11 protein-coding genes are annotated in these 12,702 nt (G+C 70.4%); 9 read left to right on the plus strand and 2 right to left on the minus strand.

What is annotated here, in order from left to right; genetic code table 11:
- Positions 1-44 precede the first annotated feature (44 nt).
- A complete protein-coding gene (locus ACFYTS_RS00185) occupies positions 45-989 on the plus strand; it encodes an ATP-binding cassette domain-containing protein (RefSeq protein ID WP_387300291.1) in 945 nt (314 codons plus the stop codon).
- On the plus strand, positions 986-1,798 hold the full coding sequence (locus ACFYTS_RS00190; RefSeq protein WP_387300293.1) for an ABC transporter permease: 813 nt from the start codon (positions 986-988) through the stop codon (positions 1,796-1,798). Before ACFYTS_RS00185 ends, ACFYTS_RS00190 begins: the two co-directional genes overlap by 4 nt.
- On the opposite strand, the gene ACFYTS_RS00195 is transcribed toward ACFYTS_RS00190, so the two are convergent.
- Positions 1,782-4,943, minus strand: coding sequence for a BTAD domain-containing putative transcriptional regulator (locus ACFYTS_RS00195; protein ID WP_387300295.1), 3,162 nt, complete (start codon positions 4,941-4,943; stop codon positions 1,782-1,784). The two genes, ACFYTS_RS00190 and ACFYTS_RS00195, sit on opposite strands and share 17 nt — an antisense overlap.
- Positions 4,944-5,090: 147 nt before the next feature.
- Between ACFYTS_RS00195 and ACFYTS_RS00200 the strand changes: the two genes are divergently transcribed.
- The 7 genes from ACFYTS_RS00200 to ACFYTS_RS00230 all read left to right on the plus strand — a co-directional run bounded on the left by ACFYTS_RS00200 (position 5,091) and on the right by ACFYTS_RS00230 (position 11,840).
- Positions 5,091-5,726 carry a DUF4097 family beta strand repeat-containing protein gene (locus tag ACFYTS_RS00200; RefSeq protein WP_387300297.1) on the plus strand — a complete coding sequence of 212 codons (636 nt, stop codon included), beginning with the start codon at positions 5,091-5,093 and terminating at the stop codon, positions 5,724-5,726.
- A 128-nt stretch (positions 5,727-5,854) separates the two neighbouring features.
- A complete protein-coding gene (locus tag ACFYTS_RS00205) occupies positions 5,855-6,925 on the plus strand; it encodes an FO synthase (protein WP_387300299.1) in 1,071 nt (356 codons plus the stop codon).
- Positions 6,926-6,929: 4 nt separating this feature from the next.
- Complete coding sequence (locus tag ACFYTS_RS00210; protein WP_387300301.1) at positions 6,930-8,405, plus strand: flavin-containing monooxygenase; 1,476 nt, start codon at positions 6,930-6,932, stop codon at positions 8,403-8,405.
- Positions 8,406-8,503: 98 nt separating this feature from the next.
- Complete coding sequence (locus ACFYTS_RS00215) at positions 8,504-9,415, plus strand: dienelactone hydrolase family protein (RefSeq protein WP_357282454.1); 912 nt, start codon at positions 8,504-8,506, stop codon at positions 9,413-9,415.
- Positions 9,416-9,710: 295 nt separating this feature from the next.
- Entirely contained in the window at positions 9,711-10,367 is a 657-nt protein-coding gene (locus ACFYTS_RS00220; RefSeq protein ID WP_387300303.1) for a hypothetical protein, read from the plus strand.
- A gap of 196 nt (positions 10,368-10,563) precedes the next feature.
- Positions 10,564-10,740 (plus strand): hypothetical protein, encoded by a 177-nt coding sequence (locus ACFYTS_RS00225; protein WP_357089339.1) that lies wholly within the window; start codon positions 10,564-10,566, stop codon positions 10,738-10,740.
- Between the two features lie 110 nt (positions 10,741-10,850).
- Entirely contained in the window at positions 10,851-11,840 is a 990-nt protein-coding gene (locus ACFYTS_RS00230) for a cation diffusion facilitator family transporter (protein ID WP_387300305.1), read from the plus strand.
- A 15-nt stretch (positions 11,841-11,855) separates the two neighbouring features.
- Here the strand turns inward: ACFYTS_RS00230 and ACFYTS_RS00235 are convergent, their stop codons facing one another.
- Positions 11,856-12,698 carry a helix-turn-helix transcriptional regulator gene (locus ACFYTS_RS00235; RefSeq protein WP_387300307.1) on the minus strand — a complete coding sequence of 281 codons (843 nt, stop codon included), beginning with the start codon at positions 12,696-12,698 and terminating at the stop codon, positions 11,856-11,858.
- Between the last annotated feature and the right edge of the window lie 4 nt (positions 12,699-12,702).

The following is a 12,702-nucleotide window of genomic DNA, read 5'->3' on the forward strand; positions in this document are numbered from 1 at the left end:
TCGGCATCAGGCCGATATCAGGCGCCGGGGCGACAGTTCTCCCCATGAACAGCACAGCAATCGCGGCCTCGGGGCTGCGGAAGGCATACGGGGACAAGACGATCCTCGACGGCATCGATCTGAACATCGCCACCGGGAGCATCTTCTCGCTGCTCGGGCCGAACGGGGCGGGCAAGACGACCACGGTCAACGTGTTGACCACCCTGCTGCGGGCCGACGGGGGGACGGCCCGCGTCGCCGGATACGACATCGCCACCGAGACCCGCGCGGTGCGGGCGGCGATCGGGGTCACCGGTCAGTTCGCGGCGGTCGACGACCTGCTCACCGGTGAGGAGAACCTGCGGCTCATGGCGGACCTGCACCGCCTGCGCGGCAGCGAGAGCAAGCGGGTGGTCGCCGGACTGCTCAAGCGGTTCGAGCTGACCGAGTCGGCACGCAAACCGGCCTCGACCTACTCCGGCGGCATGCGCCGCAAACTGGACCTGGCCATGACCCTGGTGACCAAGCCGGACATCGTCTTCCTCGACGAGCCGACCACCGGACTGGACCCGCGCAGCCGCCGCACCATGTGGGAGATCGTGCGCGAGTTGACCTCCGACGGCGTCACCATCTTCCTCACCACCCAGTACCTCGAGGAAGCCGACCAGCTGGCCGACCGGATCGCGGTGCTCGACGGCGGCCGCATCGTCGCCGAGGGCACGCCCGACGACCTCAAGCGCCGGGTGCCGGGCAGCTACCTGCAGCTCCGGTTCCGCGACAGCGCGCAGCTGGAAGCGGCTGCCCGGATCCTGCCCGACGGCACCGCCGACCACGAGGCCCTCACCCTCCAGGTGCCGGGCGACGGCGGGTCGAATGCCCTGCGCGCCTTGCTGAACCGGCTCGCCGACCACTCGGTCGAAGCCACCGACGTTTCCATCCACACCCCCGATCTCGACGACGTTTTCCTTGCCCTGACCGGGCACGCCACCACGGAGGCCGACGCAGCATGAGCACCATCGTTTCCACCGAATCCACCGCGACCGACCGCACCGGCGCCACCGGCGGCCTGACCGCCTCGCTCGGCGACTCCACGATCATGTTGCACCGCAACTTCAAACACATCGCCCGCAACCCCGTCGCCATCTTCAATGCCGCGCTGATGCCGGTGATGATGCTGCTGATCTTCGTCTACGTGTTCGGCAGCGCCTTCAATGTCGGCGAGGACTACATCAACTACGCGACGCCGGGCATGATCCTGCTGGCCATCAGCTACGGACTCTCCGGCACCGCGGTGTCGGTCAGCTCGGACATGGCCAAGGGCATCATCAACCGGTTCAAGGTCATGGACGTCTCCCGTGGCGCGGTGCTGACCGGGCACGTGGTGGCGACCATGCTGACCAACCTGATCGCCATCGCCGCCGTGCTCGGCGTGGCCTTCGCCCTGGGCTTCCGGTCCCCGGCCTCGGCCACCGAATGGCTGGGCGCGATCGGCGTCATGGTGGCGACCTCGTTCGCGGCCTCCTGGCTGACCGTCGCGCTGGGCATGGCGGCCAAGACCCCGGAGTCGGCGGGCATGTCGGTGGTGCCGCTGATCATGCTGCCCTTCGTCAGCAGCGCGATCGTCCCGGCCGACCAGATGGGCCAGGGTGTGCGGCAGTTCGCCCAGTACCAGCCCTTCACGCCGATCATCGAAGCCCTGCGTGGCTTCCTGACCGGTCACCCGTCGGGCGGCTACACCGCCGCCGCGCTGGCCTGGTGCGCCGGGTTCGCCATCGTCGGATACCTGTGGTCGCGAGCCACTTTCAGCAAGCGAGCGTGACCCGGGCCAGCTCGTGCCAGTCCGCCCGCGCCCCCTCCCCCGCCGCCTCGGTGAAGCCGTCTTCACCGAGGCGGCTTCGTGTCGTCTGCTCGATGCGGGCCACGTCCGGATGCGAGCGGTCGGCCAGGCCGCGCACCGCGTCACCGGCCGCCAGCAGCCGCACGGCCTGCTCGGCCTGGCCGTCGCGCAGGGCCAGATCGGCGATGCCGACCATGATCCGGGCCAGCAGGGGCGCGTGCCCGCCGGCGGTCGCCGCTTGAAAAGCCGCGGCGCGTTCGGTTCTGGCGGCGACGGTGTCCTCGGCCAGATAGCCGCGCAAATCGTGGATCAGGGCGCTCATGAAGGGCTGGCCCACATCCTCACCCAACATCGTGGTCGCGAACGCGATCTGACGTTCGGTCTCCGCGCCGTCACCGTTCCAGCGGGCCAATTCCGCTCGCGCCAAGGCCAGTTCGGCCAGGCCGCTCGGCCACGCCGCTTGATCCGCGTACCGCTGGGCCTCGGTCAGCGCGACCGCGCTCGCCTCGAAATCGCCGAGCAGCCAGTACAACTGGGCCTGGCGTGACCGCATCCGGACGGCGTCCTCGATCGCGCCGACCTCGGTGGCCGCGGCCACCGCCTGCTCGAAATACGCGCACGCGCGGCCGAATTCGCCGCGCATGGCGATCCGGTCGGCCAGCTCGGTCAGCGCGAACGACATCCCCCAGCGTTCACCGATGGCCCGGAACTCGGCCAGCGCCAACTCCAGCTGCTCGTCGGCGCGCTCCCCGTCCTGACCGAGCACGACCCGCAGCTTGCCGGTCTGCAACCGGGCCAGCGCCCGCACCCACGGGTCCGCGTCGTCGAGCAGCGCTTCGAAGGCGGGCAGGAACTCGTCGGGCCCCTGCAACATTCGTTCCAGGGCGGCGAGAAAGGCCAGAGCCGGATGACTGGCGTGGATACCCTGGCTGACCTCGCTCGCCTTGTGGATCCACTCCTCCACCTGATGCTGGTCGCCGGGGCCGGAGGTCACGAAGTGCACGACCAGCCCGTACACGGTGGCCCGGGTCTCGGCGTCGACCGTCTCGCCGGGCAGCGCCGCGGCGGCGCTCACCAGTTCCAGGCCCTCGGCCTTGTGGCCGCTGAGCCACCAGTACCAGCCCGCCGCCGCGGCCAGCCCCAGCGCGCCGGGCGCGTCCTCGGCGGCGAGGGCGCCGCGCATGGCGGCCGCGATGTTGTCGTACTCGGCGTCCAGAACCGCCAGCCATTGCACCTGTTCGGCGCGGCGCAGATGCGGTTCCGCGGTCGCGGCCAGTGCCGTGAAGCAGGCCAGATGCGCGCGGCGCGCGGCGTCGGACTCCCCCGCTTCGACGAGACGATCGCGGGCGTACTGCTTGATGGTGTCGAGCATGCGATAGCGCGGCTCGTCGTCACCGGCGGTGCGCAGCAAGGATTTCTCGGTCAGCGTGGTCAGCAGTTCGAGCACCTCCCACTGCTCGACCGCCGCGTCCGCGCCGAACTCGGCGGCCGCGCACACCTGTTCGGCCGCCTCCAGCGTCGCGCCGCCGGAGAATACGGCCAAGCGGCGCAAGACCTTTCGCTCGGCGTCGGTGAGCAGCTCCCAGCTCCAGTCGACCACCGCGCGCAGGGTGCGGTGCTGCGGGATCGCGGTGCGGCTGCCGCCGGTCAGCAACCGGAAGCGGTCGTCGAGACGGTCGGCCAGCTGCTCGAGGGACATGGTGCGCAGGCGCGCCGCGGCCAATTCGATGGCCAGCGGGATCCCGTCCAGCGCCCGGCACACCCGGGCCATGGTCGCCAGGGTGCGGGCGTCGGTCGCGAGATCCTTGCGGACCGCGCTCGCCCGGTCGCGCAGCAGCTGGACGGCCGGGGAGGATTCGATCTCGGCGGCGTCGGCGTTCCCGGGCGGCAGGGCCAGCGGCTCGACCTGCCAGAGCGCCTCACCTGTGATGCCCAGGGGCTCACGGCTGGTCGCGAGGATGCGCAATCGCCGGCACTCGCCGAGCATGCGATGCGCGAAGGCGGCCGCGGCCTCGATGAGATGTTCGCAGTTGTCGAGAATCAGCAGCATGTCTCGGTCGCGGACGGCCGCGATGAGCCGGTCGACAGGTTCCGCGTTGGGCGCGCCGCCGAGCAGCGCGTCGCGCAGGCCGAGCGCGGCCAGCGCTGATTGGGCGAGATCGCCACCCGCACCCGCCGACGCCAGCTCCACCAGCCACGCCCCGTCCGGCAGCTCGGCGAGCATGGCGCGCCCGGTCTCGGTGGCCAGCCGGGTCTTACCGGAACCGCCGGGACCGGTCACCGTCGTGAGCCGGTGCGCCGCAACGAGTTCCCGCACGGCGTCGAGGTCCGCCCGCTTGCCGACGAAGCTGGTCAGCTCGGCGCGCAGATTGGTACGGCGGTCCGCCTCGCGCTGTGCGCCCACCTCGCCGCGCAGCAGCGCGACATGCAGCGCGGACAGTTCCGGCGAGGGGTCCACGCCCAGCTCGTCGGCGAGGGCCTCGCGAGTGCGCTGATAGACGGTCAGCGCCTCCGCGCCGCGGCCCGCGGCGGCGAGCGCGCGCATCAGGGAACCGGCGAGGCGTTCCCGCACCGGGTTTCGATCCACCAGCTCGGTCAGCTCGGCGACCTGGCCCGCGCCGCGGCCGAGCCGGACCTCCGTCTCGTAGAGATCCTCGGCGGCGGCCAGGCGCAGGCCGTCGAAGCGGGTGATCGCGGCGTCGACAGCCGCGTTCTCCTGCGCGCCGAGGTCCTGCAGGGGCGCGCCGCGCCACAGTTCCAGGGCCTCGCGCAGGGCCTGCGCCTGCTGGGCTTCCGCGCCGCCGCGGGCCGCGTCCAGCAGCTGTTCGAAGCGGACCGCGTCCACCGCGCGGGGCGCGACGGCCAGCCGGTAGCCGCCCGGCTGCACGTCGATCACGCCGTCCGGCAGCACCTTTCGCAGCCGGGACACCAGCGCCTGCAAGGCGTTCGCCGCGTCGGCGGGCGGCTGTTCACCCCAGATCCAGTCGACCAGCGTGGTTTTCGCGACCGCGCGGCCGGGTTCGAGGGCCAGCGCGATCAACAAGGCCCGCAACCGGACACCCGGCACGTCCAGGGATCCACCGTCCTCGGTTCGGATCTCGAGCGGTCCAAGCATCCTGATCTGCACCGGACCATTGTGCCGTCAACCCGTGACCGAGGCAGAACCTGTGTCAGCGGCCGTGTCAGGGCAGCGTCAGCCCGCTGTCAGCGCGGGCCGTCAGAGTTGCTCCCATCAGCCCGGTACCAGCCGGAATCGCACCCAGAGGAGCAAGCCATGACCGCCTTCGAGACCCCCGCCCCGATCACCGTCGACGTCGCCGTGGCCGCCGGGAACGTCACCGTCACCGCCGCCGACCGCACCGAATCCGTCGTCGACATCCGGCCCGCGAACCCCGGCAAGAAGGAGGACGTGCGCGCCGCCGAACAGGTGCGGATCGACTTCACCGACGGCGTCCTCACCGTGAAGACCCCCACCGGCTGGCGCGCCCACAACCCCTTCGCCGCCGTCGGGACCATCGCGGTCACCATCGCCGTCCCCACCGGCTCCCGCCTCACCGGCACGGTCGGCCTGGGCAACCTGTTCGGCGCCGGCGGCCTCGGCGACTGCGAACTCGAGGTGTCCGCCGGCGACATCACCGTCGAGCGCCCCCAGGGCTCGGTGACCGCGAAAGTCGCCAAGGGCGACATCCACATCACCGAAGCCGCCCGCGGCGTCCTGCGCCTGGAAACCTCCATGGGCGACCTCACCGTCGGCATCAAGCCCGGCAGCGCCGCCCAACTGGAGTCCAACACCAAGTCCGGTTCGGTCCAGAACCGCCTGGCCGCCGTCGACCAGCCCCGGGACCTCGTCCAGGTCTACGCCCACACCTCCTTCGGCAATGTCAGCATCGGCCAGGGCACCGCCGCCTGACCCTTCCGACCACGTTGACCGGCCCGGTCGCCGCCCCGCGGCGCCGGGCCGAACGCGTGTCCGCACCGAAGTCCCGGCCACCAGCGGGCGCGGTAGCGGTCCGGAGGGGCGGCGGTATCGTGGCGATCGTGGATGGTGGTATCGCCGAGGTCGGGTCGCCCGACGTGGGTCAGGTGCGGGAATGGCTGGCCGAGGCGGAGCGGAATCCCGCGGGCCTGCCGGACGCGGGGTACCTCGCGCTGCTGGAGACCGATGGCCCCGAACTGGACCGGCTGGGGGAACTCGCGGACGCCGTGCGGAAGCAGAGTGTCGGCGATGCCGTTACCTATGTCGTGAATCGGAACCTGGACACGGCCGCGGTGTCGGGCTCGGCCGCGCGGGATCGGCTGGCCGCCCTCGTCGCCGAAGCGTATGAACTCGGCGCCACCGAGATCTGCATGCAGGGCCCGCTGCCCGCCGACAGCGATGACGACTACCTGTCGCTGGTCTCGGCCATCACCGGCAGCGCACCCCTGCATCTGCACGCCTTCCGGCCCGAGGAGCTGCTCGACGGCGCGACTCGGCTCGGGGTGCCGTTGGACGAATACCTGGTGCGGGCCAAGGCTTCCGGGCTGGGGTCGGTACCCGGCACCGGAGCGCGGATTCTCGACGACGACGTCCGTGCCCGGCTCAAGGGCGGGCCGGATCTGCCGGTGAGCGAATGGGTTCGGGTGATCGAGGCCGCGCATCGCGCGGGGCTGACCTCCACCGCGACCATGGTGTACGGGCATATCGAGACTCCCGCGCAGCAGCTCGCGCATCTGCGGCTGCTCGCGGAGATTCAGGACCGCACCGGCGGCTTCACCGAATTCATCGCCATGCCCATGGATCCCGTCACCGCGGCGGCCGGATTCCGCACGCCCGAGGTCCCGGAACGCCTGCGGCGGCAGTCCCGGGCCGTTCACGCCGTCGCGCGGCTGCTGTTGCACGGGCGGATCGACAATATTCAGGCCGCCTGGCCGCGGCTGGGTGTCACCGCGGCGGTCGAGCTGCTGAGCTGCGGCGCCAACGATTTCGGCGGACTGCTGCTCGACGGGCGGCTCGCGCCGGCATCGGGTCCCGAGGCCGGACTGACCCTCACCGTCGAGGATGTCGAGCGGATCGCGGGCGAGCTGGGCCGCACCCTGCGGCAGCGCACCACCCAGTACGGCTGGATCTGACGCCATGGCTTCGAATTTCACCGCGGCACCTGCCCCGGAAGAGGTCGACGTCCTGATCGTCGGCGCGGGGTTCGCCGGTATCGGCATGGGCATCCAGCTGGCCCGCCGCGGCCGGGAATCGTTCGTGATCATCGAACAGGCCGAGGATGTGGGCGGCACCTGGCGCGACAACCGCTATCCCGGTGTGGCCTGCGATATTCCGGCGCACCTGTACTCGTTCTCGTTCCTGCCGAACCCGCGCTGGTCGCGGGTGTTCGCCGAGGGCGCGGAGATTCACGACTACCTGCGCTCCTGCGTGAAGCAGGAAGCCCTCGAACCGTATCTGCGGCTGAATTGCGCACTGGAACAGGCGGAATGGCTCGAAGCCGAGGAGCGCTGGCGGATCCGCACCTCGCAGGGCGAGTTCTCGGCCGCGAACCTGGTCATCGCCACCGGGCGGCTGACCGAACCCAAGATCCCGCCGATCGCGAACCTCACCGAATTCCGTGGTCGCCGTTGGCATTCGGCGCGCTGGAATCCGAAGGTCTCCCTGGTCGGCAAGCGAGTCGGACTGGTGGGCACGGGCGCGTCGGCGGTGCAGATCCTGCCGCGGCTGGCGGGCGAGGCCAGTGAAGTCGTGGTCTTCCAGCGTTCGGCCCCGTACGTGCTGCCGCGCGGGGACCGCTTCTACACCCCCGACGAGCTGGCCGGATTCGCCGCCGACCCGCAGTCGATCACCGCGCTGCGGGACGAGCTGTTCGCCGAGGCGGAGCTCAGCATCGCCGCGCGCCGCCGCCGGCACCCGGAGATCGATCTGCTCAGCCGCCGCGCGCTCGACCACCTGGCCGCGCAGGTCCGCGATCCGGAACTGCGGCGGCGGCTCACCCCGGATTACGAGATCGGCTGCAAGCGAATCCTGTTCTCCGACGAGTACTACGCGGCCCTGCAACAGGACAATGTGCGGCTGGAGTCGACCGAGCTGACCCGGATCAGCGACGGCCTCGCCATCGCCGCGAGCGGACAGGCCCACGACCTCGAGGTGCTGGTCTTCGCGACCGGCTTCAACGCCACCCGCCCGTCCATCGCCAAGCGCATCCACGGCCGCACCTCCCTGCTGTCCGAACGCTGGAGCAACGGCATGGCGGCCCACGCCTCCACCACCGTGGACGGCTTCCCGAACATGTACGTCCTGGACGGTCCGAACGCGGCGCTCGGCCACAACTCGGCCATCTACGTGATCGAGACCCAGATCGACTACGTGCTCAGCGCTTTCGACCACCTGGCGGCGGTGCCGGACACCGTCCTGGAGGTCACACCCGAGGCGGTCGAATCCTCCATGGCCGATATCGAGAACCGCGCCCGCGACACCGTCTGGACCCAGGGCCGCTGCACCAGCTGGTACCGCGACGAGCAGACCGGCCGCGTCACCCTGCTGTGGCCGGACTCGGCGGAATCGTTCCGGCAGTCCAACGGGGCGTTCGACATCAACGCCTACCGGTAGCCCGTCCGGGCCGGCCCTGGAATGAACACTGGGCGCCCCGAGCGTTTCCACAGCGTTGTCTCCGGGACCGCGGCGGTGCAGCGGCCTAGGCTGAGGGCATGACGCCGCTGCAGCGCTATATCGCAGAGGAAATCGCCACCGACCACGTCGAGGGCCTGCTCAGCCGCCGCGAGGCGCTACGCCGGTTGAGTCTGCTCGGCATGGGAGCGCCGGCCGCGGTAGCGCTGCTGGCTTCCTGCGCCGAATCGGCCCGGCAGTCGACTCCCGCCACGACCGCCGCCGGACCTTCCGCGAGCCCGTCGTCCCCGCCGCCGGGCGCCGCGAACGCGGTACCGGCCGCTCCCATCACCTTCGCCGGACCCGAGGGCCGCACCCTGCAGGCCGCCTGGGCCGAGGCGGCGCAGCCGCGCGGCGGCGTGCTGGTCATCCATGAGAACCGCGGCCTGACCGACCACATCCGTTCGGTGACCGGCCGTTTCGCGGGCGCGGGCTATTCGGCGCTGGCGGTGGATCTGCTCTCCGAGGAGGGCGGCACCGCCACCTTCACCGATCAGGCCGCCGCCACCGCCGCCTTGAGCAAGATCCCTCAGGATCGCTTCATCGCCGACCTGCGCGCGGGCCTGACCGAGCTGGGGCGGCGGGCGCCCGGAAAGCGGCTGGGCGCCACCGGTTTCTGCTTCGGCGGCGGCCTGACCTGGCTGCTGCTCACCTCCGGCACTCCCGAGCTGGCCGCCGCCACCCCCTTCTACGGCCCCTTCCCCGACGGCGGCCAGGTCACCGGCTCCCGGGCCGCCGTCCTGGCGGTCTACGGCGCGCTCGATGCCCGCGTGGACGCATCCCGGCCCGCCGCCGAGGCCGCCCTGGACCAGGCCGGCCTGCCGCACGACAGCTATGTCGCCGAGAACGCCGACCACGCCTTCTTCAACGACACCGGCCCGCGCTACCAGCCCACCGCCGCCGCTGAAGCCTGGCGGCGCGTGATCGATTGGTACGGCCGCTATCTGGCCTGAGCGTCGTGGAGTTGTGGTGCGCCGCATCACCGGCGCGTGTCGGATTCCGGACGAGGCCGGGCAGGTCTGGATCCACGAGACGCCCGCGGACAGCTGGGGTACCGCCGGTCGCCTGACCGCGGACGGCAGGTAGCGGTGAACCGGGCGGGTCGCTGAAACCGGACCCCACGGTCCTAATCGACTGCGGCACACCCGAACCGACCCGCCGGTACCGATAGATGTCGGAGCCGTGACAACCTGGCATCGACTGCACATACCCGCAGGTAGGCCCCGGTTCTAGTGATACAACGGCAGCATGACGGAGGTTGCCGGCCCCAAGCTCGTACCCACACCCGCGGGCCACTCGGTGGAATTCTGGGGCTATTGCATGTGGGGCCTGGCCGCGCTGGCTATCGCCGTATCGGAACTGGCATCGGTGTTCGGGCTGGCGAGCTGGCCCACCATCTCCAATACGATCGGCCATCTCGAGACCCAGCATTCGATCGTGCGGGTGGTCGTGGTGACGGTGATCGTGCTGCTCGCCTATTACGCGGTCCCGCAACTGACCACCCCGCCCGATCCCGTCGTGCAGCAGGTGGCGGGACGCACCACTACCGTGAACGGCCGTGTCACCAAGACGGATTCGGTGATCACGCTCCTGGGCGCGGGCTATCTCACGGCAGCCTTCGCCACCTACGCCTTCGGCGTCCTGTTCGCCATCGCCGACCGCGGCATGAACCCGCACTCCTACCTGGGCGCATACGTGCTCTACGGACTGATCGCCCTGATGTGGGTCATCCTGCCCAGCGTGCTGGCCATGGTCTTCACCCGAGATGTCCCGTTCCCCACGCTGTTTCGCACCATCGGCTACCTGGAGCGACGCGCGCACCCGGTCGCCGCGATCCTGCTCGCCGGACTCGTGGTGCTGCTGATCCACCTGGCCTTCTACCCCTGGCCGCGTGTGGACAGCTGATCGGTGGACGACGTGAAAACCGTTGTCAGCGAATTATTTACGCCCCCGTAGCAGTAGGAAGGCCGCGTAGGCCGCGCCCGAGAGACCGATCACCGCGACGACACCGATGGTTGTCAGGATTGCGTCCACCCTTGCGATTTTATGGACCCGGCGGGTCACGCATGCCCGATCGCGGGAAAAGGCGTATGCAGGAGATATGGGTCGCCATCCGCAGCGGACCCCCCTCTACGGGGCGTTGATGCTGGTCGGGGTCATGCTCACCGGACTCTGGGTCCGGGACTGGCCCTGGCTGTGGCTGCGGGCGCTGGGTTTCATCGCGTTGTTCGTGATCGCCTTCGCCGGGTTCCTCATGACCTTCCGCGATCTCTCATGACCAGGTCGAAGCATATTTCGGGCAATCCGGTCGAATCGAACGTGTCACAAATATTGCACACATAGCGATTTATGCATATGGTCTTGTTCGAGCGACAACGGAGGAGGGTTATGAGCGACCACGGGCATTCACACGGACACGGTCACGCCGGGCATTCGCACGGCGCGACCGCCGACAGCGACAAGCGCTGGCTGGCCGGCGCGCTCGCCGTCATCGTCGTGTTCCTGCTCGGCGAAGTCGTCGTCGGCCTGATCGCCCAATCGCTGGCCCTGCTCTCCGACGCCGCGCACATGCTCACCGACGCCGCCTCGATCGTGCTGGCGCTGTGGGCCATCCGCCTGGCCGCCCGGCCCGCCGAGGGCCGCATGACCTACGGCTGGAAACGCGCCGAGATCCTCTCCGCCCAGGCCAACGGCCTCACCCTGCTGGGGCTCGCGGGCTGGCTCACCTACGAGGCCATCCGCCGCCTCATCGACCCGCCCGACGTCACCGGCGGCCTGGTGCTGGTCACCGCGCTCGCGGGCATCGTGGTGAACGTGCTGGCCAGCTGGATGATCAGTAAGGCCAACCGCACCAGCCTCAATGTCGAGGGCGCGTACCAGCACATCCTCAACGACCTGTTCGCCTTCATCGCCACCGCGGTCGCCGGTCTGATCATCATGCTCACCGGCTTCGCCCGTGCGGACGGCATCGCCACCCTGATCGTGGTGGTGCTCATGGTGAAGGCCGGCGTGGGCCTGGTCCGCGCCTCCGGCCGCATCTTCCTCGAGGCCGCGCCCGCCTACCTCGACCCGGTCGAGATCGGCGCCGAGATGGCCGCGGTCGACTCCGTGATCGAGGTGCACGACCTGCACATCTGGGAGATCACCTCGGGCACCCCGTCACTGTCGGCGCACATCCTGGTCGACGAGGACGCGGACAGTCAGGCGGTGCGGGCCGCGGTCGCCCACATGCTGGCCGAGAAGCATCACATCGACCACAGCGTGCTGCAGGTCGACTACACCGACCACGCGGAATGCCCCGACCACGACCACGACCACGTCCCGCACTGCCAGGACGCGCACGGTCCGGTGCACCGCAAAACCATTGCGACGAACTGAGATCCGGCCCGCGGATCAGACGCCGACCGAGCGCAGGCCCGCCAGCCGGGCCAGCGCCGCGGCGGTCGGCGAACCCGGCTCAGCGGTGTAGACCACCAGCAGCTGGTCCGGATCGGCGGGCAGCGCCAAGGTCTCGTAGCCGAGTTCGAGGCGGCCCAGCTCGGGATGCTGGATCAGCTTGGCGCCACGCGTCTTCTCCTTGACCGGATGCGACGCCCACAGCCGCCGGAAATCCGGGCTGCGCTCGGACAGCTCCGCGACCAGGGCGGTGAGGCGCGGATCGTCGGGGTGCAGACCCGCGTCACGGCGCAGGAACGCGACCGTCTCACCGGCCACCGTCTCCCACTCCGGGTAATAGGCCGGCGCGGCGGGCTCGAGGAACAGATAGCGGGCCTGATTCCGCTCCCCCGCCGGAACCCTGCTGAAACCGGACACCGAGTCGCCCAGGGCATTCCAGGCCAGCACATCCATCCGCCTGCCCAGCACGAAAGCGGGTGCGGTGAGAGCGTCGAGCACCAGGCGGACACCCGGATGGATGGCGGCGCTGTACACGCCCGACGCCGTGGTGGGATGCGCGTCGACGGTGCCGCCGGGCCGGGCCAGCGCGTACAGGTGCAGCCGCTCCGGATCGGTGAGCCGCAGCGCCCGGGCCACCGCGTCGAGCACGGCGTCCGAAACATGTTTGCCGCGGCCCTGTTCCAGGCGGATGTAGTAGTCGACGCTCACCCCGGCCAGCTGCGCCACCTCCTCGCGGCGCAGGCCCGGGACCCGGCGGCGGCCGTATTCCCGCAGTCCGGCGTCCCCCGGCCGGATACGGGAGCGGCGGGAGCGCAGGAAGTCACCGAGGTCGTTCTGCATGGGA

This window comes from Nocardia sp. NPDC004151 (assembly GCF_042874235.1).
Taxonomy (GTDB): Bacteria; Actinomycetota; Actinomycetes; order Mycobacteriales; family Mycobacteriaceae; genus Nocardia.